This window comes from Methylocella sp., from assembly GCF_044226135.1.
Lineage (GTDB): Bacteria > Pseudomonadota > Alphaproteobacteria > Rhizobiales > Beijerinckiaceae > Methylocapsa.
The window spans coordinates 1-20143 of sequence record NZ_JBGAHM010000014.1; the positions used below are offsets into that span (position 1 = coordinate 1).

At 68.0% G+C, this 20143-nt stretch carries 19 protein-coding genes; 14 read left to right on the forward strand and 5 right to left on the reverse strand.

The features are described from left to right. Positions 1 to 816 (reverse strand): xanthine dehydrogenase (locus ACILRB_RS08220; protein ID WP_395665813.1); only part of this gene is annotated, 816 nt, incomplete at its 3' end. 315 nt (positions 817 to 1131) lie between these two features. Between ACILRB_RS08220 and nifA the strand changes: the two genes are divergently transcribed. Beyond that, on the forward strand, positions 1132 to 2871 hold the full coding sequence (gene nifA, locus ACILRB_RS08225) for a nif-specific transcriptional activator NifA (protein ID WP_395665814.1): 1740 nt from the start codon (positions 1132 to 1134) through the stop codon (positions 2869 to 2871). 119 nt (positions 2872 to 2990) lie between these two features. On the opposite strand, the gene ACILRB_RS08230 is transcribed toward nifA, so the two are convergent. From ACILRB_RS08230 to mscL, 4 genes are all read right to left on the reverse strand, one after another. Further along, positions 2991 to 3581, reverse strand: coding sequence for a hypothetical protein (locus ACILRB_RS08230; protein WP_395665815.1), 591 nt, complete (start codon positions 3579 to 3581; stop codon positions 2991 to 2993). Further along, entirely contained in the window at positions 3565 to 3990 is a 426-nt protein-coding gene (locus ACILRB_RS08235; RefSeq protein ID WP_395665816.1) for a group II truncated hemoglobin, read from the reverse strand. The genes ACILRB_RS08230 and ACILRB_RS08235 overlap by 17 nt, the downstream gene beginning before the upstream one ends. Positions 3991 to 4292: 302 nt before the next feature. Further along, positions 4293 to 4772 (reverse strand): Fur family transcriptional regulator Irr, encoded by a 480-nt coding sequence (gene irr / locus ACILRB_RS08240; protein ID WP_395665817.1) that lies wholly within the window; start codon positions 4770 to 4772, stop codon positions 4293 to 4295. Positions 4773 to 5071: 299 nt separating this feature from the next. Further along, entirely contained in the window at positions 5072 to 5476 is a 405-nt protein-coding gene (mscL, locus tag ACILRB_RS08245) for a large conductance mechanosensitive channel protein MscL (protein ID WP_395665818.1), read from the reverse strand. A 242-nt stretch (positions 5477 to 5718) separates the two neighbouring features. Between mscL and ACILRB_RS08250 the strand changes: the two genes are divergently transcribed. The 13 genes from ACILRB_RS08250 to ccoS all read left to right on the forward strand — a co-directional run bounded on the left by ACILRB_RS08250 (position 5719) and on the right by ccoS (position 20132). Continuing rightward, positions 5719 to 6195 carry a formate dehydrogenase subunit gamma gene (locus ACILRB_RS08250; RefSeq protein WP_395665819.1) on the forward strand — a complete coding sequence of 159 codons (477 nt, stop codon included), beginning with the start codon at positions 5719 to 5721 and terminating at the stop codon, positions 6193 to 6195. 5 nt (positions 6196 to 6200) lie between these two features. Further along, the gene (locus ACILRB_RS08255) at positions 6201 to 7751 is read left to right on the forward strand and encodes an NADH-ubiquinone oxidoreductase-F iron-sulfur binding region domain-containing protein (protein ID WP_395665820.1); all 1551 of its coding nucleotides are present in this window, start codon (positions 6201 to 6203) and stop codon (positions 7749 to 7751) included. A gap of 11 nt (positions 7752 to 7762) precedes the next feature. Continuing rightward, on the forward strand, positions 7763 to 10612 hold the full coding sequence (gene fdhF / locus ACILRB_RS08260) for a formate dehydrogenase subunit alpha (protein WP_395665821.1): 2850 nt from the start codon (positions 7763 to 7765) through the stop codon (positions 10610 to 10612). After that, positions 10609 to 11466, forward strand: a complete 858-nt coding sequence (gene fdhD, locus ACILRB_RS08265) for a formate dehydrogenase accessory sulfurtransferase FdhD (RefSeq protein ID WP_395665822.1) — start codon at positions 10609 to 10611, stop codon at positions 11464 to 11466. The genes fdhF and fdhD overlap by 4 nt, the downstream gene beginning before the upstream one ends. Before the next feature lie 34 nt (positions 11467 to 11500). Further along, entirely contained in the window at positions 11501 to 11731 is a 231-nt protein-coding gene (locus tag ACILRB_RS08270) for a formate dehydrogenase subunit delta (protein WP_395665823.1), read from the forward strand. A 225-nt stretch (positions 11732 to 11956) separates the two neighbouring features. Continuing rightward, positions 11957 to 13624, forward strand: a complete 1668-nt coding sequence (gene ccoN / locus ACILRB_RS08275; protein WP_395665824.1) for a cytochrome-c oxidase, cbb3-type subunit I — start codon at positions 11957 to 11959, stop codon at positions 13622 to 13624. 11 nt (positions 13625 to 13635) lie between these two features. Next, the gene (ccoO, locus tag ACILRB_RS08280) at positions 13636 to 14403 is read left to right on the forward strand and encodes a cytochrome-c oxidase, cbb3-type subunit II (protein WP_395665825.1); all 768 of its coding nucleotides are present in this window, start codon (positions 13636 to 13638) and stop codon (positions 14401 to 14403) included. Positions 14404 to 14412: 9 nt separating this feature from the next. Further along, positions 14413 to 14565 (forward strand): cbb3-type cytochrome c oxidase subunit 3, encoded by a 153-nt coding sequence (locus tag ACILRB_RS08285; RefSeq protein ID WP_395665826.1) that lies wholly within the window; start codon positions 14413 to 14415, stop codon positions 14563 to 14565. Between the two features lie 4 nt (positions 14566 to 14569). Beyond that, entirely contained in the window at positions 14570 to 15454 is an 885-nt protein-coding gene (gene ccoP, locus ACILRB_RS08290; RefSeq protein ID WP_395665827.1) for a cytochrome-c oxidase, cbb3-type subunit III, read from the forward strand. Positions 15455 to 15583: 129 nt separating this feature from the next. Continuing rightward, the gene (gene ccoG, locus ACILRB_RS08295; RefSeq protein WP_395665828.1) at positions 15584 to 17035 is read left to right on the forward strand and encodes a cytochrome c oxidase accessory protein CcoG; all 1452 of its coding nucleotides are present in this window, start codon (positions 15584 to 15586) and stop codon (positions 17033 to 17035) included. 66 nt (positions 17036 to 17101) lie between these two features. After that, positions 17102 to 17614, forward strand: a complete 513-nt coding sequence (locus ACILRB_RS08300; protein ID WP_395665829.1) for a FixH family protein — start codon at positions 17102 to 17104, stop codon at positions 17612 to 17614. A 128-nt stretch (positions 17615 to 17742) separates the two neighbouring features. Further along, positions 17743 to 19986: a heavy metal translocating P-type ATPase gene (locus ACILRB_RS08305; protein WP_395665830.1), complete on the forward strand. Its 2244-nt coding sequence runs from the start codon at positions 17743 to 17745 to the stop codon at positions 19984 to 19986. Next, positions 19983 to 20132, forward strand: coding sequence for a cbb3-type cytochrome oxidase assembly protein CcoS (gene ccoS, locus ACILRB_RS08310; RefSeq protein ID WP_395665831.1), 150 nt, complete (start codon positions 19983 to 19985; stop codon positions 20130 to 20132). The genes ACILRB_RS08305 and ccoS overlap by 4 nt, the downstream gene beginning before the upstream one ends. Positions 20133 to 20143: the final 11 nt, after the last annotated feature.

Below are 20143 nucleotides of genomic sequence, written 5' to 3' on the forward strand. Positions count from 1 at the left end.
GACGGCGACGGAGGCGGCGCGCGTTTCGATCGCGCGGAGCGCGGCTTTGGCGACGGCGCGGCCCGACGGGTCGAGGCCGCTCCAGGCCGCCTGGCGCGTGCGCGCGTCCACTTCGGCGACGATGTCGCCTTCGGCGACCTCCGCGCCGTCGCGCGCCACGCCCACCAGAACCCCGTCGATTTCGGCGGCGAGCGGCTCGCGGTCGCGCCCGTCGACCACATGGCCGACGACGAAGCCGCGGAAGGCGCGCGCGCCAAGGTCGACCGCCGTGCGCCAGCGTCCGCGCCGCTGCGCCCGGAGAAAGCGGCCGCCCGAGGCGCCCGCGTCCTCGCCGCCAAGGCGCGCGAGGGCGGCCGGCGGCAAAGCGAGGGCGACGTCGCAGTTCTCCGCGGTCACGAAGCCCGGGCCGACGCCGATCGCGAAGCGGGCGAGGTTGCGGATGTCGGGCCGCTCCCGCGCCGGCTGGAGCCGCGCGTCGACGAGCAGGTCGAGCGGCCGCAGCACGATGAGGTCGAGCAGCCCGAGCGGGGTCGCCACCACGCGGTTCGGCCCGCCGAGCGCCGCGAGCACCTCGAAGCCGGTATCCGCCCGCTCGGCCGAGACTTCGAACAGCGCGGCGCGGTCGCCGAACAGCGCGTCGTCGAAGGCCATGCCGCGGCGCACCACCGGAGGGCTCGGATCGCGCGACAGAACGACGCTCCAGCCGTCGCGGACGAGCGCGACCGCCACCGCCGACGCAATCTCGTTGGCGCCGAGAATAACGGCGAAAGGATCAGTTTTGCGGCGTATGGCCCGAAAGCGCGAAAAATCATTCATGACGAACCCTCCGCCGCGACCAAAAGCAAGAGCGGGGCCATCTCGGCAACCATATGATTTAATTGGAATAGATCAAAAGACATGGTGATTTATGCTATTCTTGTATAGGAACAGCACGAAGGGAGGTCAGAGAATGTTCGTTTCCCGTCAGTGAAGGTCGCGATTGCGACACGGCGTCCGCGCCGCCGAATTGGACTCCTGCGCGGCCGGCGGGCGCCTGGAATCCTTCCAAAATGGCGCATGTAAGCTTTGCAACAAACGGCACATGGCTTGCTAGTCCATGTCAGTTAACTGCCCTCGTTTCATGAGGCCGCGATGATCCACACTTCAACGCTCGTCCCGCGCGATCCGGCGGCGCGTCCCGTCGATCACAGCGAAACGACGCTCGTCGGCGTCTATGAGATTTCAAAGCTGCTCGCGTCCGTGAACCGGCTTGAGGTCTCGCTCGCCGGAGTCCTCGCCCTGCTGTCAAGCTTTCTCGACATGAGGCACGGGCTCATCGCGCTCCTCGACAAGAGCGGCAAGCCGGAGATCGTCGTCGGGTCGGGCTGGTCGGAAGAGAACGCGAAGCTTTATTTCGACCGCCTGCCCGAGCGCGCCATCGGCCAGATCGTCACCACCAAGATGCCGCTCGTGGTCGAGAACGTGAGCGCGTCGCCGCTGTTCCAGGGCTCCAATCTCGCCGGCTGGGGCCCTGGCGACACCGAGGCCTTCTCGCTCATCGGCGTGCCGATCAAGGACGGCGACGAAGTGGTCGGGACGCTGACCGTCGACCGCAATCACATCAATCGCGCCAACGTGCGGTTCGACCACGACGTCCGCTTCCTGACGATGATCGCCAATCTCGTCGGGCAGACGGTGCGGCTGCAGAAGCTCGTCGCCAGGGACCGCGAGCGTCTCATGGAAGAGAACGCGCGGCTTGAGAAGAGCGCCCGTCCGCGTTCGCCGGAGCCGCGCTTCACGGGCATCGAGGGCATCGTCGGCGACAGCCCGGCGGTGCGCGCCGTGGTCAAGAAGATCAAGATCGTCGCCAAGAGCCGCTCGACCGTTCTGCTGCGCGGCGAGTCCGGCACCGGCAAGGAGCTGTTCGCCTCGGCGATCCACAATCTCTCGCCGCGGCACGGCAAGCCGTTCATCAAGCTCAATTGCGCCGCCTTGCCGGAAAGCGTGCTCGAATCCGAGCTGTTCGGCCATGAGCGCGGCGCCTTCACCGGCGCGATGCAGACCCGCAAGGGCCGTTTCGAGCTCGCCGACGGCGGCACGCTGTTCCTCGACGAGATCGGCGACATTTCGCCGGCGTTCCAGGTCAAGCTTCTGCGGGTGCTGCAGGAGGGCGAGTTCGAGCGCGTCGGCGGCGTGCGCCCGCTCAAGGTCGACGTGCGCCTCGTCTGCGCCACCAACAAGAATCTCGAGGAGGCCGTCAAGCGCGGCGAGTTCCGCGCCGACCTCTACTACCGCATCAACGTCGTGCCGATCTTCCTGCCGCCGCTGCGTGAACGCGAGGGCGACTTCCTGCCGCTCGCCAACGAGTTTCTGCGCCGCTTCAACGCCGAGCAGAAATCGGAGCTGATCCTCACGGCCTCGGCCATCGCCGTGCTCGCCCAGTGCAAGTTCCCGGGCAATATCCGCGAGCTTGAAAACTGCGTGCGCCGCACCGCGACCCTGTCGCAGGGCGAGGCGATCGAGGAGGGCGATTTCGCCTGCCGCAACGACGGTTGCCTGTCGTCGATCCTGTGGAAGGGATCGGACATGCCGATCGTCCCGGCCCATGCGCCGCTCGCCAGGGCGCCGCATCCGGCCCCGCCCGTCGAGGCGCCCCGCGTCGACGTCCCGCGATCGCCCGCCGGGCATGACGACGAGGGCGGGCCCGACCTCGCCGAAGGCGCCATCCGGCCGGCCGGCGAGGGGGATTTGCGCACCGACCGCGAGCGGATCATCGACGCCATGGAGCGCGCCGGCTGGGTCAAGGCCAAGGCCGCGCGAATCCTCGGCGTCACGCCGCGCCAGATTGGCTATGCGCTGCGCAAGCACGACATCCGCGTCAAGAAATTCTGAGCCCTTCACGAAATAACGCGAAACGAAAACGAAAAAGGCTCCCGCCGCGGCGGGAGCCTTTCCTGTTCAGGGGCGCGCCGGGCGCGGAGCAGGATCCCGCGCCGCGGCGTCCGGCCCGATCAGACGGGACGATGCTCGTAGCGGTTCTTCACCGGGCCCATCACCTCAAGGCCCTTGGAAAAGGTGATCTCGTCCCATTTCTCGTCGAAATTCATGGCCGCCTCGGCCACCGCGTCGGTCTTGCCGCCGATCGAGAGCTTCTTGAGGTCGTTCTTCTCGATGCGCAGCAGCTCGAGCAGTTCGTTGTAAACGGTCGATTCCTCGAGCGGCAGGATGTAGAAGGGCACGCCGTCGAGCTCCATGCTGTATTTGGCGAGGAGGTCGATGTTGTTGCAGAACATGAAATATTTGCCGGACGGCGAGAGCTTGCCCTTGAGCGTCTCGGCGAGGTCCTTCACATGTTCGAAGGACTGGAAATAGGCGGTCATGAAGGGGATCTCGGCGGAGCCTGCGTCGCCGACGGCGATCACCTGCTCGCAGGCGAGCTCCGGCGGGCGCGCCTCGTCGGCCATCGACTGCTGGAACTTCAGCGCGAGGCCGCCGCGGTATCCGAAGCGGCCGGGCCTGTCGGTGGCGCCCTTGAACACGGCGTTGATGAGACGCTTTTCGGTTTCGAGCGATGCGAACGGCGTTTCAGCGATGTTTGTCATGTGCGTTTTCCGGGTCGTTGCGGAGCCAGTCGGCCAGTTTGGAGAAGGCGCCCTTGAGCCGGTCGCGGAGCTGCGGCTCCGCGGCGACTTCGTCGAGCGCCGCATTCATGCAGGCGAGCCAAGCGTCCCGCTCCCGCGGGCCGATCGAGAACTTCATGTGCCGCATGCGCAGGCGCGGATGCCCGCGCCTCTGGGAATAGGCGGCGGGGCCGCCAAGCCATTCGCCGAGGTAGAGCTTCAGGATCGCCCTGGTCGGGCCAAGGTCCTCCTCATGCATGGCGCGGATCTCCCGCGCCGCCTCGAAAGCGTCCATGTTGCGATAGAAAGCCTCGACCAGCCGGTCGACGGCTTCGGCCCCGCCGAGGCGGTCGTAGTCGGAAACGGTGGTCTGCAACATATCGTCAACCATGGCGGCGCAAGCCCGGGCCGGCCGGGCGAGGAGAAGAAATCAGACTGCGGGGCGATGAGGCGGGAGCCAGGGGCGGCGGAGATCCGCCTGCGCCCTGCATCTTGAGCTTCACGGCGCCAGAGGCCATGAGCTGCGTCAAGTCCGCCGGAAATTCCGTGGCCGGAACTCCGCCCGTCGCGAGCGACCGCGGCGGCCAGGGACTTGCGCCCGCGCTGGCCGCCGCGGGAGCGGAGCGCGACTTCCGCTCCGCTCGAAACATGCGCGCCCAAAGGCGCCGGACGGCCGCAGGCCGCCCGCCGCGGCTAGCGCGCCGCAGTGGAGCGGCGCACCCGCACGATCAGGTCGGCGCTGATGATTTCCATGCCGTCGGGCGCCGGCGGGAGGCCGAGCGCGCCGATCATCTCGGCTGGAATGTCGAGAAGGTCGTCTTCGTTCTCGATATGGAAATGATAATGCGGGCCGGTGTTGGTGTCGTACCAGCTGCGCGAGCCCTGCAGGGCGATCTCGCGCAACAGGCCGGCGTCGGTGAACTGGTTCAGCGCGTTGTAGATCGTCGCGAGCGAGATCGGCGGGCGCGCGGTCTTGGATTCGGCGTAAAGCTTTTCCGCCGTGACATGGCGGTCGCCGTCGGCGAACAGTAGCGCCGCGAGCGCCATGCGCTGGCGGGTCGGACGCAATCCGGCGGCGCGCAGCTTGGCGCGAAGGGCCGCCTGGACGTCGCGTCCGCGGCTGCTTGGCGCGACGGGGCGCGCGGAGCCTGCATGAGTGGATTGCGTGATCATTTCTGCTTTGCTCTGGTTGGGCGCGCAAGGCGGCGCGTCGTGTCGCTCTGTCCTGTGCTTGAGGCGGTCGGCGCGTCGTCGCGGACACGCCCTTGGTCCTGAGCATGGGCCGTGCCAGCCGTCGCGGCGCGCGTCAGGGCGACGGCCGGCTTCAGAAAAGCTCCTTTGTCGTCAGATAATTGTCATGAGCGGCGGCGCGGCGCGGCGAGCCGCAGGCGACCCGCTTGTGGGTCCGGGCCCGCGCAGCGTCGCCTTGGCGACATGGGGTTTGTCGCAAAGACGACACTGGCCATGCGGCGCTATCGGCGGGCGAGCAGGTCGCGGATCTCTTCGAGCAGGATTTCCTGGCGCGGCTTCTCGGCCGGAGCGGCGCCGGCCTTCGGCATGACCCGGTTCACCGCCTTGACGACGAGGAACAGCACGAAGGCGACGATCATGAAATTGATTAGCAGGGTGATGAAATTGCCATAGGCGATGGTCGCGCCGGCCGCGCGCGCCGCCGCGAGCGTCGGCTGCGGCTCGCCGGCGAGCTGGATATAGAGATTGGAGAAATCGACGCCGCCGGTGATTCGGCCGATGATCGGCATGATCAGGTCATTGACGATCGACTGGACGAGCCCCGTGAAGGCCGCGCCGATGATGAAGCCGATGGCGAGGTCGATGAGATTGCCCCTCAGGGCGAATTCCTTGAATTCTTTCAGCATTCGTTTTCCTTCTGTTCTTTTCGCGCGGGCGCTGCCGGGGTTCGCGCCTGCGCGAAGCCGCGGCCGCGCCGAGGCGGCGGGCGGCGTCCGTCAGGATTTGCGCGCGGCCGGGCGGCGCGGCCCCCGCGGCGGCCATGATAGAAAGCGCCTATAAAGCGATGAAACTCGCCCATTGATCTTTCAACGCCCAGAGGCCAGTTTTTAAACTGAGAACAACTAAAATATGTGCAAGGGTGGGATTAATGTCTGAGGCGTCCTCCTGGAACGCTGTCCGGGCTCTGGAAATCATCGACGAGCGCCTTGGCCTTGAGGGGCCGATGCTTCCGATCCTGCATGCGCTCCAGCATGAGTTCGGCTATGTCGACGACGAGGCGGCGCCGATGATCGCCAAGGCGCTGAACGTCAGCCGCGCCGAAGTCCACGGCGTCATCACCTTCTATCATGATTTCCGCCATCATCCCGCCGGCCGCAGCGTGCTGAAGCTGTGCCGGGGCGAATCCTGCCAGAGCATGGGGAGCGAGGCGCTCGCGCGGCGTTTCCTGTCCGATCTCGCGATCGAATGGGGCGGCACGACCGCCGACGGCGCGCTCACCGTCGAACCGATCTACTGCCTCGGCCTTTGCGCCTGCTCGCCCGCCGCCATGCTCGACGGCGAGCTGATGGGCCGCGTCGACGGCGAGGCGCTCGCCGGGGCGGCGGCGCAGGCGCGGGAGGGCTGATCGAGATGACGCGGATTTTCGTTTCGAAGGACGCCGCCGCCCTCGCGCTCGGAGCCGATCGCGTCGCCGCCCGCATCGCCGCCGAGGCCGCCGCGCGGGGCCTGAAGGTCGAGATCGTGCGCACCGGCTCGCGCGGCATGGTCTTTCTCGAACCCCTGGTCGAGGTCGAGACGCCCGCGGGCCGCATCGGCTACGGCCCGGCGCGGCCGGCCGACGTCGCCGGCCTGTTCGACGCCGGCCTGACCTCGGGCGGGGCGCATGCGCTGCGGATCGGCCGCACGGAGGACCACCCGTTCTTCGCGCGCCAGACGCGCCTGACGTTCGCCCGCTGCGGCCTGATCGATCCGCTCTCGCTCGCCGACTATCAGGCGACGGGCGGCTGGCGCGGCCTCGCCCGCGCGCTCGAGATCGGCCCCGCGGCGACGCTCGACGAGGTGCTGAAGTCCGGCCTGCGCGGACGCGGCGGCGCGGGCTTCCCGACCGGAATCAAGTGGAAGACCGTCGCCGACGCCCCGGCCGACCGGCGCTACATCGTCTGCAACGCCGACGAGGGCGACAGCGGCACCTTCGCCGACCGCATGATCATGGAGGGCGATCCCTTCGCCCTGATCGAGGGCATGGCCATCGCCGGCGTCGCCGTCGGCGCCTCCAAGGGCTATGTCTATCTGCGCTCCGAATATCCGCATGCGGCGGTCGCCTTCGACGCGGCGATCGGGCTCGCCCGGGACGCGGGCTATCTCGGGCGCAACGTGATGGGCGCGGACTTCGCCTTCGAGCTCGAGCTGCGCGTCGGCGCCGGCGCCTATGTGTGCGGCGAGGAGACGGCGCTGCTCGACAGCCTCGAGGGCAAGCGCGGCATCGTGCGCGCCAAGCCGCCGCTGCCGGCGCACAAGGGCCTGTTCGGACGCCCCACCGTCATCAACAATGTGCTTTCGCTCGTCGCGGTCCCGACCATTCTGGACAGGGGCGGCGAATTCTACGCGAGCTTCGGCATGGGCCGTTCGCGCGGCACCATGCCGCTGCAGATCGCCGGCAACGTCCGCTTCGGCGGCCTGTTCGAGACCGCCTTCGGCCTCTCCCTCGGCGAAATCGTCGAGGAGATCGGCGGCGGGACGCTGTCGGGGCGCCCGGTGCGCGCCGTGCAGTGCGGCGGCCCGCTCGGCGCCTATGTGCCGGTCGCCGATTTCGACCTTCCCTTCGACTATGAGGCCTTCGCCGCGCGCGACGCGCTGATCGGCCATGGCGGGCTCGTGGTGTTCGACGACACGGTCGACATGGCCCAGATGGCCCGCTTCGCCATGGAGTTCTGCGCCGTCGAGAGCTGCGGCAAATGCACGCCCTGCCGCATCGGCTCGACGCGCGGCGTCGAGATCGTCGACCGCATTCTTTCGGGCGTTCAGGCGAACGAGAACCTCGAACTGCTCGAAGATCTCTGCCAGACGATGAAATTCGGCTCCCTCTGCGCGCTGGGGGGGTTCGCGCCCTATCCGGTGATGAGCGCGCTTCGCCATTTCCCCGAAGATTTCGTTCCGCGCCACGCCGCCGCGGCCGAGTGAGGATAAGCACGATGTCCCTGATCCGAGAGATCGACTACGGCACGCCGGCCCCGAAGTCCGAAAAGCTCGTCACGCTGACCATCGACGGCGTCGAGGTGAGCGTTCCCGAGGGAACGTCGATCATGCGCGCCGCCATGGAGATGGGGACCGAGATCCCCAAGCTCTGCGCGACCGACTCGCTCGACGCCTTCGGCTCCTGCCGCCTCTGCCTCGTCGAGATCGAGGGGCGCAACGGCACGCCCGCCTCCTGCACCACGCCGGTCGCGCCCGGCATCGCGGTCAAGACCCAGACGCCGCGCCTGAAGGCGCTGCGCAAGGGCGTGATGGAGCTCTATATCTCCGACCATCCGCTCGACTGCCTGACCTGCGCCTCGAACGGCGACTGCGAGCTGCAGACCCAGGCCGGCGCCGTCGGCCTGCGCGAAGTGCGCTACGGCTATGAGGGCAAGAACCATTTCGAGTCGAAGAAAGACGTCTCGAACCCCTATTTCGCCTATGATCCCGCAAAGTGCATCGTCTGCAACCGCTGCGTGCGCGCCTGCGAGGAAGTGCAGGGGACCTTCGCCCTGACCATCGACGGGCGCGGCTTCGAGAGCCGCGTCGCCGCCGGCCAGAATGAATCCTTCCTGAACTCCGAATGCGTCTCCTGCGGCGCCTGCGTGCAGGCCTGCCCGACCGCGACGCTGGTCGAGAAATCCGTGCTCGAGATCGGCCAGCCGGAGCATTCGGCGGTCACCACCTGCGCCTATTGCGGCGTCGGCTGCACCTTCAAGGCGGAGATGCGCGGCGAGGAGCTGGTGCGCATGGTCCCCTACAAGGACGGCAAGGCGAACCATGGCCATTCCTGCGTCAAGGGCCGCTTCGCCTATGGCTACGCGACCCACCGCGACCGCATTCTGAAGCCGATGATCCGCGCCACGATCGACGACCCGTGGCGCGAAGTCTCCTGGGAGGAGGCGATCGGCTACGCCGCCGCGCAGTTCAGGCGCATCCAGGCCGAGCACGGCCAGCGCTCGGTCGGCGGCATCACCTCGTCACGCTGCACCAACGAAGAGACCTATCTCGTCCAGAAGCTGATCCGCGCGGGCTTTGGCAACAACAATGTCGACACCTGCGCCAGGGTCTGCCATTCGCCGACGGGCTACGGGCTTTCGACCGCCTATGGCACCTCGGCCGGCACGCAGGACTTCGACTCGATCGAACAGACCGACGTCATGCTGGTCATCGGCGCCAATCCGACCGACGGCCATCCGGTGTTCGGCTCGCGCATGAAGAAGCGGCTGCGCGAGGGCGCGAAGCTGATCGTGATCGACCCGCGCCGCATCGACCTCGTCGAGACGCCGCATGTGAAGGCCGATTATCATCTGCCGCTGCAGCCCGGCTGCAACGTCGCCGTCGTCACCTCGCTCGCCCATGTCATCGTGACCGAGGGGCTCGTCAACGAGGCCTTCGTGCGCGAGCGCTGCGACTGGCAGGAGTTCCAGGACTGGGCCGCCTTCGTCGCCGAGCCGCGCCACAGCCCGGAGGAGGTCGAGAAGATCTCGGGGGTTCCGGCCGAGCTCGTGCGCGGCGCGGCCCGGCTCTACGCCACCGGCGGCGCCGCCTCGATCTTCTACGGCCTCGGCGTCACCGAGCACAGCCAGGGCTCGACCACCGTGCTCGCCATCGCCAATCTCGCCATGGCGACCGGCAATATCGGCCGTCCGGGCGTCGGCGTGAACCCGCTGCGCGGCCAGAACAACGTCCAGGGCGCCTGCGACATGGGCTCCTTCCCGCATGAGTTCTCGGGCTATCGCCATGTCTCGGACGTCGGCGCGCGCGAGATTTTCGAGCGGATCTGGGGCGTCGGCCTCGACCATGAGCCCGGCCTGCGCATCCCGAACATGCTCGACGCGGCGGTCGAAGGAACGTTCCGCGGCATTTATATCCAGGGCGAGGACATCCTCCAGTCCGACCCCGACACCAAGCATGTCGCCGCCGGCCTCGCCGCCATGGAGTGCGTCGTGGTGCAGGACCTGTTCCTGAACGAGACGGCGAATTACGCCCATGTGTTTCTGCCGGGCTCGACCTTCCTCGAGAAGGACGGCACCTTCACCAACGCCGAGCGCCGCATTCAGCGCGTGCGCAAGGTGATGAGCCCCAAGAACGGCTATGGCGACTGGGAGATCACCATGATGCTCTCCAATGCGCTCGGCTATAAGATGTCCTACGCGCACCCTGCCGAGATCATGGACGAGATCGCCCGCACCACGCCGAGCTTCGCCGGCGTGTCCTACGCCAAGCTCGACGCCGACGGCTCGGTGCAGTGGCCCTGCAACGACGACGCCCCGCACGGCACGCCGGTCATGCACATCGACGGCTTCGTGCGCGGCAGGGGCAAGTTCGTCGTGACGGAATATGTCGCGACCGACGAGCGGTCGGGGCCGCGCTTCCCGCTGCTGCTCACGACCGGACGCATCCTGTCGCATTACAACGTGGGCGCGCAGACGCGGCGCACCGCCAACGTCGCCTGGCATCCGGAGGACGTGCTGGAGATCCATCCGCATGACGCGGAGCAGCGCGGAATCCTCGCCGGCGACTGGGTGCGGCTGCACAGCCGCGCCGGCGAGACCACGCTGCGGGCCGTCGTCACCGACCGCGTCGCGGCGGGCGTCGTCTATACGACCTTCCACCATCCGCTGACCCAGGCCAATGTGGTGACGACCGACTTCTCCGATTGGGCGACCAATTGTCCGGAGTTCAAGGTCACCGCCGTGCAGGTCTCGCGCTCGAACGGCCCGACCAGCGAATGGCAGGAGCAGTATCGCGAGCAGGCCGAGCGCAGCCGCCGCATCGCGCGGGACGTGGAGGCCGCCGAATGAACGGACTCGACTGCGACGCCGTTTTCACGGCCGCCGCGCCCGAGCCCGTCGTGGACGCGTCCTGCGTCGCCTATCGCGGCGTCGTCTCGGCCGCCTCCTCGCGCCGGGTGCCGGAGGAGACGGCCGTCGCTTTCACCTTCGGCGGCACGACCCACGCCGTGATGATGGCGACGCCGGCCGATCTCGAAGACTTCGCCCTGGGCTTCGCCTTCACCGAGGGCGTGATCTCAAGTCTTGACGAGGTCGAGAGCCTCGACGTCGTGCCGACGACGCTCGGCGTCGAGCTGCGCATGGCCCTGCCGGCGGGACGCGCCGAGACCTACGCCGCGCGCCGGCGCAGCATGGCCGGACCGACCGGCTGCGGCCTGTGCGGCGTCGAAAGCCTGGGCGAGGCCATGCGCGGCGCGCCCCGCGTGCCGAAGCGCGCCCTTTTCGACCGGCGCGAGATCGTCGACGCAATGGAACGCCTGTCGTCCGGCCAGGCGTTCAACGCCGAGACGCGGGCGGTCCACGCCGCCGGCTTCTGGACGCCGGCGCGCGGACTCGTCGCCGTGCGCGAGGACGTCGGGCGTCATAACGCCCTCGACAAGCTCGCCGGCGCGCTTCTGCGCGAAGGGACGCCCGCCGGGGAGGGGCTCGTGCTGCTGACGAGCCGCGTCTCCGTCGAGCTCATCCAGAAGGCCGCGCGCATGGGCGCGCCGGTCGTCGTCGCGATCTCCGCGCCGACGGCGGCCGCGATCCGCCTCGCCGAAAGCTGCGGCGCGACGCTCGTCGCGGTCGCGCGCGGCCGCGACTTCGAAGTCTTCACCCATGCGGACCGCATCACCGACCGAGCCGCCGCCCATGTCGCATAACGCCTCGCATAGCAACGCCCAACGTCTGATTTATATGGCGAATCAGATCGGCAAATATTTTTCGTCGCAGCGCGGAATCGATCCGGCCGACGGCATCGCCGACCATCTCGCCAAATATTGGGACCCGGCGATGCGCCGCAAGATCGTCGAGCATCTGCGCGACGGCGGCGCAGGGCTCGACCGCGACGTCGCCCGCGCGGTCGGCATCATCGCGGCGGGCCGCAAGCCCGCGCCGCGCCATCCCGCCGGGGCCAACGAAGCCTGAGATTTCCCTGATCCGCTTCGCCGGGCGGTTTCCTGCAGACAGTCGAGAAAGCCGCGTCGCCGGTGGAAAAGCCGCGGGCGACGTTTTGGCGCGCGCGCAGGATTGATTTCGCGCATTGCCTGCGGACTGGAATTCGTCCAAATTCCGCCCATTCCTTCCCGAATGGCGGCCCCGCGTCGCCGGCGAAATCTTCTAATCAAAAACGTCGCCAGAGGGGCGCGCCTTATGTCTCAAACCCTGAATCCCGCCAAGAGCATGAGATTCGGCGAGGTCGGACTTTCGTCCGTCCTCGTCGGCCTCGCGCTGCTCTCAGCCTTTGTCGCCGTCAACGCCTGGACGGCTGGCTACGCCTTCCACATGACGCTGGTGTGCCTTGCGAGCGTCACGGGCGTCTACGCCATCTGGCGGCGCTACCAGAGGCGTGACGCGGCGCCGACGCCGCTCATGATCGACGGTCGTCCGAACTATAATTTCGACCCGATCAAGTTCTGCGTCCTCGCCTCCGTCTTCTGGGGCATAGCGGGATTTCTGGTCGGCGTGATCGCGGCGCTGCAGCTCGCCTATCCGGCGCTGAACCTCGCGCCCTACGCCAATTTCGGACGGCTGCGGCCGCTGCACACCTCGGCGGTGATCTTCGCCTTCGGCGGCAACATCCTGCTCGCGACCTCGCTTTACATCGTGCAGCGCACCTCGCGCGCCCGCATGCCCGGCGAGCTCGCCCCCTGGTTCGTGGCGCTCGGCTACAATCTCTTCATCGTCATCGCCGGCACCGGCTATCTCCTCGGCATCACCCATTCCAAGGAGTACGCCGAGCCCGAATGGTACGCCGACCTGCTGCTGGTCGCCGTGTGGATCACCTATTTCATCCTGTTCGTGGGCACGCTGGCGCGCCGCGCCGAGCCGCACATCTATGTCGCGAACTGGTTCTTCCTCGCCTTTATCGTGACCATCGCCGTCCTGGTGCTGGGCAACAATGCGGCGATCCCGGTCTCGCTCTACTCGCCGAAGTCCTACATCATCTGGTCCGGCGTCCAGGACGCCATGATCCAGTGGTGGTACGGCCATAACGCGGTCGGCTTCTACCTCACGGCCTCGTTCCTCGGCATGATGTATTATTTCGTGCCGAAGCGCGCGCAGCGGCCGGTCTATTCCTACCGCCTGTCGATCATCCACTTCTGGGCCCTGATCTTCATCTATATCTGGGCCGGCCCGCATCATCTGCATTACACGGCGCTGCCCGACTGGACGCAGACGCTCGGCATGACCTTCTCGATCATCCTGTGGATGCCGTCGTGGGGCGGCATGATCAACGGGATGCTCACGCTGTCCGGCGCATGGGACAAGCTGCGCACCGATCCCGTCCTGCGCCTGCTCGTCGTGTCCATCGCCTTTTACGGCATGTCGACCTTCGAGGGGCCGCTGATGTCGATCAGGTCGGTGAACTCGCTCAGCCATTACACCGACTGGACCATCGGCCACGTGCATTCGGGCGCGCTCGGCTGGGTCGGCTATATCTCCTTCGGCGCGCTCTACTGCATCGTGCCGTGGCTGTGGAACCGCAAGGGCCTCTATTCCCTGAAGCTGGTCAACTGGCACTTCTGGATCTCGACCATCGGCATCGTCTTCTACATCACCGCGATGTGGGTGGCGGGCATCATGCAGGGCCTGATGTGGCGGGCGTACACCTCGCTCGGCTTCCTCGAGTACTCCTTCATCGAGACGGTCGAGGCGATGCATCCGATGTATGTGATCCGCGCGCTCGGGGGCTTCCTGTTCCTCGTCGGCGCCCTGATCATGGCCTATAACCTCTACATGACGATCGTCTCGCCCGATGCTGCCGAGGTTCCGGAGGCGCGGCCCGCGCCGCAGCCGCGCCTCGCTCCGGCCGAGTAGGAGACCCGCCCGTGTCATCCATCAACCAGGCTCCTCCCCCGAAGCGCTCGCTGTGGGACTACCACGCGATCTTCGAGAAGAACTCGATCATCCTCGTCCTGGGCATCCTGATCGCCATCTCGATCGGGGGCCTCGTCCAGATCGTGCCCCTGTTCTTCCTCAAGAGCACGATCGAGAAAGTGGACGGCGTGCGTCCCAAGACGCCGCTCGAACTCGCCGGCGCCGACATCTATGTGCGCGAGGGGTGCTACCTCTGCCATTCGCAGATGGTGCGCGCCCTGCGTGACGAGGTCGAGCGCTACGGCCATTATTCCGTCGCCGCCGAAAGCATGTACGACCACCCCTTCCAGTGGGGCTCCAAGCGCAGCGGCCCGGACCTCGCCCGCGTCGGCGGCAAATATTCCGACGACTGGCATCGCGACCACCTGCGCAACCCGCAGGCGGTGGTGCCGGCCTCGATCATGCCGCACTACGCCTTCCTCGAGCAGACGCCGCTCGACGCCAAGCACATCACGGCCAACATGCGCACGCTCCGCCTGACGGGCGTGCCCTACACGGACGACATGATCGCCAAGGCGGCCGACGACATCGCCGCGCAGGCGACGGCCGACGCGCCGGGCTTCGCCGATCTCGAAAAGCGCTATCCGAAGGCCGTGGCGCATGATTTCGGCGCCGACAAGCGCCCGCCGACCGAAGCCGACGCCGTCATCGCCTATCTGCAGATGCTCGGCACCATGGTCGATTTCAAGACCTACGACGACAAAGCCAACATCAGGTGAGGCCGCATCATGTCGACTTATGACGCGCTGCGCGCCCTCGTCGGAACCTGGGGCCTTCTCTACTTCGGCGTGATCTTCATCATCGTCGTCGTCTATGCGCTCTGGCCGTCGAAAAGCGAGACGTTCAATGAGGCCGCACGCATTCCGCTGAGAGAGGACTGATATCGTGGCGCAGGAACATCACGCCGGCGAATATGACGCCGCCACCGGCAAGACCACGACCGGCCACAGCTGGGACGGGATCGCCGAACTCAACACGCCGCTGCCGCGCTGGTGGCTCTACACGTTCTACGGCTGCATCGTCTGGGCGGTCGTCTACTGGGTCCTGTATCCGGCGTGGCCCTGGTTCGGCGGGGCGACCAAGGGGCTGCTCGGCTGGAATGCGCGCTCCGTCGTGACGGTCGAAATGCAGGCGCTGCACGCCGAGCGCGCGGCCATGATGGACAAGCTCGTGGCGACGCCGCTGCAGCAGATCGAGTCGACGCCGGAGCTGCTCAGCTTCGCGCGCGCCGTCGGCGCCTCGGCCTTCGCGCAGAACTGCTCGCCGTGCCACGGCGCGGGCGGGCAGGGCTCGCGCGGCTATCCGAATCTCAACGCCGACCGCTGGCTCTGGGGCGGCACGCTCGACCAGATCTACACGACCATCAGCCACGGCGCGCGCTGGCCAGGCGACCCCGACACGCATGCCGGCGTGATGCCGTCGTTCGGCCGCGACGGGCTCCTCAACGCGCAGGAGATCTCGACCGTCGCCGACTACGTCCGCACGCTGTCAGGCAACGCGCCTGACGCCGGAGCGGACCTCGCCAAGGGCAAGCAGCTGTTCATTGACAACTGCTCCCCCTGTCACGGCGAGGACGGCAAGGGCAACACCGAGGTCGGCGCCGCCAATCTGACGACGCAGGTCTGGCTCTATGGCCCGACCAAGGCCGACATCATGCATCGCGTCGAAGTCGGCGGCGGCGGCGTCATGCCGGCCTGGAAGGGCAAGCTCGACGAGGGGACCATCAAGGCCCTGACCGTGTTCGTCCATACGCTCGGCGGCGGCAAATAGCCGCTTCTCGCGAAGCGGCGCGCGCGCCATGAACGACATATAATGATTCTAAAGCCATCGGCTTGAACAAGGGCATCCGAGCGGGGCGCGTTTGGGGGCGCGCCTCGCTCCTTATCAAAAGCAAAAATCATGACGCAGGCTCAAACGGGCGAATTGGCGGTTGACGACGAACCCCTTTACGCCTCCGCCCCCAAGATTTATCCGCAGAAGGTGCAGGGGACCTACCGAAGCATCAAGACGGCGCTTCTGTTCATCACCCTTGGCATTTATTATTTCCTGCCGTTCGTGCGCTGGGACCGTGGGCCCGACGCGCCGAACCAGGCGGTGTTGATCGATTTCGCGCATCGCAAATTCTACTTCTTCTGGATCGAGATCTGGCCGCAGGAAGTCTATTACCTGACCGGCCTGCTGATCCTCGCCGCCATGACGCTGTTCCTCATGAACGCCCTCGCCGGACGCGTGTGGTGCGGCTATCTCTGCCCGCAGACCGTCTGGACCGACCTCTTCTTCTGGACCGAGCGCATCTTCGAGGGCGACCGGCGCGAGCGCATGCGCAGCGACGCCGGCCCCTGGACCTTGCGCCGCGTGCGCCAGAAGGTCCTGAAGCATTCCGTCTGGCTCGCGGTCGCCTGGTGGACCGGCGGCGCCTGGGTGCTCTATTTCAGCGACGCGCCGACGCTCGTCGGCAAGCTGCTGCGCTTCGAGGCGCCGCCGACCGCGCTGATCTGGATCGCCATCCTGACCACCACGACCTATGTCCTCGCCGGCTTCATGCGCGAGCAGGTCTGCGTCTACATGTGTCCCTGGCCGCGCATCCAGGCCGCGCTCACCGACGAAAACGCGCTCAACGTCACCTATCGCTATGACCGCGGCGAGCCGCGCATGTCGGTCAAGAAGGCGACCCACGCCCGCGCCGCCGGCGACAAGGCCGGCGACTGCGTCGACTGCGGCCAGTGCGTCGCCGTCTGCCCGACCGGCGTCGACATCCGCGAGGGGCCGAATCTCGGCTGCATCCAGTGCGGATTGTGCATCGACGCCTGCGACACGGTCATGCGCAAGATCGACCGTCCGACGCGGCTCATCGCCTATGACACCGACCTCAACGTCGCCCGTCGCCTCGCCGGCGAGCCGGAGCAGTACAAGCTCGTCCGGGCGCGCACCGTTCTTTATGCGGCGGTGATCGCGGCGGTCGGCGGCATCATGCTCGCCACCCTGCTCACCCGCTCCGACATGAGCCTCTCGGTCATGCACGACCGCAATCCGATGTTCGTCAAGACGGCGGACGGGTCGATCCGCAACGGGCTCGTCGTCCACGTCGTCAACCGCAACGCCTCGCAGCGGAGCTTCGCGATCAGCGTCGACGCGCCGAAGGGCGCGCAGCTCTCGGTCATCGGCGCCAGCGAGAAGTCGGGCGACGCGCAGATCGTCGAGGTCGGCCCGGACCAGGTGCTCGATCTTCGCGTCTATGTGCTCGCCCCGCGCGACGACGCCATGGTCTCGAAGCAGCCGCTCGTGCTGCGCGCGACGGACGTCGCGACGGGCAAGGCGAAGACGATCGCCGACACCTTCTACGCGCCCTGACGACGGGCGCCAGGCCGAACACAGAATGCCGCCCGGCCTTCCGGGCGGCGGGAGGCGAAACGGGTCATGGCTCGGCAAAGCATCGAATCTGAAGGCGACGGACGGATCCTGACCGGCCGCAAGGTGTTCCTTATCGCGGCGGCGTCGTTTGGCGTCGTGTTCGGCGTCAACGGCCTCATGGCCTATTACGCCGTCTCGACTTTTAGCGGGCTTTCCGAAGAGAGCCCCTACGAGCACGGGCTCGGCTACCAGCGCGAGATCGACGCCGCCCGCGTTCAGGACAAGCGCGGATGGAACGTCTCCGCGCATGTCGCGCGTGACCAGGCGAGCGGCAAGCGCGCGATCGAGGCCCGTTTCCTCGATCGCGACGGCGCCCCGGTCACGGGCCTCGCGGTCGAGACGACGCTCGAGGCGCCGGCCGACGTGCGGCTCGACGCCAAGCTCGCCATGCGCGAGGTCGAGCCCGGCGTCTATCTCGGCCTCGCCGACGCGCGTCCAGGACAATGGGACCTCGTGATCGAGGCGGATCGCGGCGGAGAGCAGATGTTCCGCACGAAGAACAGGGTCGATCTGCGCTGAGCGGGGCCGGCCGTAAAGACGCCGGAGCGGGCCCTTCGCGCCTTGCGTCCGGGCTTGCGCGCCGCCAGAACTGCGAGAGGCGGTCCAAACGGCGACATGCGCCGCCCGCGGCCCCTGGCGAGGCGTAGATGACTGAAGCGCTCGACCTGTCCGCCTTCGTCCAGCCTCTCGACGAAGGCGCGAGCCGCATCGAATTCGCGGTCGAAGGCGTCGACGATCTCGCCGCCATGCGCGCGATCGAGACGGCGCTCGAGGGCCTCGCTGGCGTCTCTCGCGCGCGCGTCAACGTCACGCAGAAGCGTCTCCTCGTCGAATGGGCCGGCGCGCTCGACCCCGCGCTCATCGCCGGGCGGCTCGCCCAGCGCGGCTTTCGCGCCTATCCCTTCGCGAGGCGCACGCGCGAGGAGGACGTCGAGGCGGCGCAGGAACGCTGGCTGCTGCGCTGCCTCGCGGTCGCGGCCTTCGCGGCGATGAACATCATGCTTCTGTCGGTGTCGGTCTGGGCCGGCAACGTCAGCGACATCACGCCCGAGGCGCGCGACCTGTTCCACTGGATCTCGGCGCTCATCGTGCTGCCGGCCTGCGCCTTCGCCGGCCAGCCTTTCTTCCGCTCGGCCCTCGCCGCGCTCAGGAAGCGCCAGCTCAACATGGACGTGCCGATCTCGCTCGGCGTCCTGCTGGCGCTCGCCATGTCGGTCGCCGAGACGGCGCTGCATTCGCGCCACGCCTATTTCGACAGCGCCATCATGCTGCTCGTCTTCCTGCTCGCCGGCCGCTATCTCGACCAGACGATGCGGCGCCGGACGCGCTCCTACGCCGCCAATCTCTCCGCGATCCGCGCCCCGACGGCCGAGCGCGTCGAGCCCGACGGCGGTCTGAGAAGCGTGCCCGCGGCGGCGCTCAGGCCGGGCGATCTGGTGCAGGTGAAGCCCGGCGCCCGCGTTCCCGTCGACGGCGTCGTGATCGAGGGGCGCTCGGAGGTCGACCTCAGCCTCGTCACCGGCGAAAGCGCCCCGGTCGCGGCGGGGCCCGGGCTTGCGGTCTACGCCGGCGCGCTCAACTACGCCGGCGCGCTGCGCGTGCGCGCCAGCGCCGGCGGCGGCTCGGCCCTGATCGACGAGATCGAGCGCCTGCTCGACGCCGCCGTGACGAGCAAGAGCGCCTATGTGCGCCTCGCCGACCGCGCGGCGCGCCTTTACGCGCCCGTGGTGCACGCCACGGCGTTGCTGACGGTCGCGCTCTGGCTCGCGCTCGGCGCGTCATGGCATTTCGCGCTCGTCACGGCGATTTCGGTTCTCATCATCACCTGTCCCTGCGCCTTGGCGCTTGCCGTGCCCGCGGTGCAGATCGTGGCCTCGGGCGCGTTGCTGCGCGCAAGGATCGTGCTGAGCGCCGGCGACGCCATCGAGCGTTTCGCGGAAGTCGACACGGTCGTCTTCGACAAGACCGGCACGCTGACCCAGCCCGAATTCTCGGTCGAGGCCGACGAGGGGACGCCGCCCCGGCTGGCGGCCTTCGCGGCGCGGCTCGCGCTCGCCTCGCATCATCCGCTCGCCGGCGCGCTCGCGCGCATCTCGCCGGAGGCCGCGCCTTTTCCCGGCGTCGAGGAGCGGCCGGGAGAGGGGGTTCTGGCGCTCGTCGACGGCCGCGAGGCGCGGCTCGGCTCGCCGGCCTTCTGCGGCCTTGAGGCTCTCGCGGCGGAGGCGTCGGCGCGCGACCCGTTCGCCTCGATCATCGCCTTCCGCTGGGGCGACGACCGGGCCGCGTTCCGCATCCGCCAGGAGCTGCGGCCGGACGCGCGCATGGTCTGCGACGAACTGCGCCGGCGCGGGCTCAGACTCGTCATCGCCTCGGGCGACCGCGCCGCGGCGGTGCGGGCCTGCGCCGAAGCGCTCGGCGTGACGGACTGGCGCGCGGGCCTGCGCCCCGGCGAAAAGCTTGCGCTTCTGGACGAGCTCAGGGCGCAGGGGCGCAAGACGCTCATGGCCGGCGACGGCATGAACGACGCGCCCTCGCTCGCCGCGGCGCACGCCTCGATCTCGCCCATCGCCGGCTCGGGGCTCGCGCAGGCTGCGGCCGACGCGGTGTTTTTGGGCGACCGCCTTGAGCCTGTGCTGAGCGCGCTCGACATCTCGCGCCAGGCGCGGCGGCTGATGCGGCAGAATCTTTTTTTCGCCGTCGCCTATAATATGGTCGCCGTGCCGCTCGCCGTCGCCGGCCACGCGACCCCGCTCGTCGCCGCGGCCGCCATGTCCTGCTCCTCCATCGTGGTCACGCTGAACGCGCTGCGGGGCAGGGGGCCGGGCGAAGCGGCGCGGCCGAACCCCTCGACCGCGGCGCGGCCGGGGCGACTGAACGAGGCAGCTCCATGAACATTCTCCTCATTCTCCTCCCGCTCGCCCTTGCGCTCGGTTTCGCCGGGCTCGCCGCCTTCCTTTGGGCGTTGCGCAGCGGCCAGTATGAAGATCTTGACGGCGCGGCCCTGCGCGTCCTGCGCGACGACGATCTGAAGCCATGACCAGCGAACCG

Excerpts from the sequence above, each read along its gene's own strand:
- nifA (WP_395665814.1), top strand. The coding sequence starts at position 1,132 with ATGATCCACACTTCAACGCTCGTCCCGCGCGATCCGGCGGCGCGTCCC.
- ACILRB_RS08230 (WP_395665815.1), bottom strand. The coding sequence starts at position 3,581 with ATGACAAACATCGCTGAAACGCCGTTCGCATCGCTCGAAACCGAAAAG.
- ACILRB_RS08235 (WP_395665816.1), bottom strand. The coding sequence starts at position 3,990 with ATGGTTGACGATATGTTGCAGACCACCGTTTCCGACTACGACCGCCTC.
- irr (WP_395665817.1), bottom strand. The coding sequence starts at position 4,772 with ATGATCACGCAATCCACTCATGCAGGCTCCGCGCGCCCCGTCGCGCCA.
- mscL (WP_395665818.1), bottom strand. The coding sequence starts at position 5,476 with ATGCTGAAAGAATTCAAGGAATTCGCCCTGAGGGGCAATCTCATCGAC.
- ACILRB_RS08250 (WP_395665819.1), top strand. The coding sequence starts at position 5,719 with ATGTCTGAGGCGTCCTCCTGGAACGCTGTCCGGGCTCTGGAAATCATC.
- ACILRB_RS08255 (WP_395665820.1), top strand. The coding sequence starts at position 6,201 with ATGACGCGGATTTTCGTTTCGAAGGACGCCGCCGCCCTCGCGCTCGGA.
- fdhF (WP_395665821.1), top strand. The coding sequence starts at position 7,763 with ATGTCCCTGATCCGAGAGATCGACTACGGCACGCCGGCCCCGAAGTCC.
- fdhD (WP_395665822.1), top strand. The coding sequence starts at position 10,609 with ATGAACGGACTCGACTGCGACGCCGTTTTCACGGCCGCCGCGCCCGAG.
- ACILRB_RS08270 (WP_395665823.1), top strand. The coding sequence starts at position 11,501 with ATGGCGAATCAGATCGGCAAATATTTTTCGTCGCAGCGCGGAATCGAT.
- ccoN (WP_395665824.1), top strand. The coding sequence starts at position 11,957 with ATGTCTCAAACCCTGAATCCCGCCAAGAGCATGAGATTCGGCGAGGTC.
- ACILRB_RS08285 (WP_395665826.1), top strand. The coding sequence starts at position 14,413 with ATGTCGACTTATGACGCGCTGCGCGCCCTCGTCGGAACCTGGGGCCTT.
- ccoG (WP_395665828.1), top strand. The coding sequence starts at position 15,584 with ATGACGCAGGCTCAAACGGGCGAATTGGCGGTTGACGACGAACCCCTT.
- ACILRB_RS08300 (WP_395665829.1), top strand. The coding sequence starts at position 17,102 with ATGGCTCGGCAAAGCATCGAATCTGAAGGCGACGGACGGATCCTGACC.
- ACILRB_RS08305 (WP_395665830.1), top strand. The coding sequence starts at position 17,743 with ATGACTGAAGCGCTCGACCTGTCCGCCTTCGTCCAGCCTCTCGACGAA.
- ccoS (WP_395665831.1), top strand. The coding sequence starts at position 19,983 with ATGAACATTCTCCTCATTCTCCTCCCGCTCGCCCTTGCGCTCGGTTTC.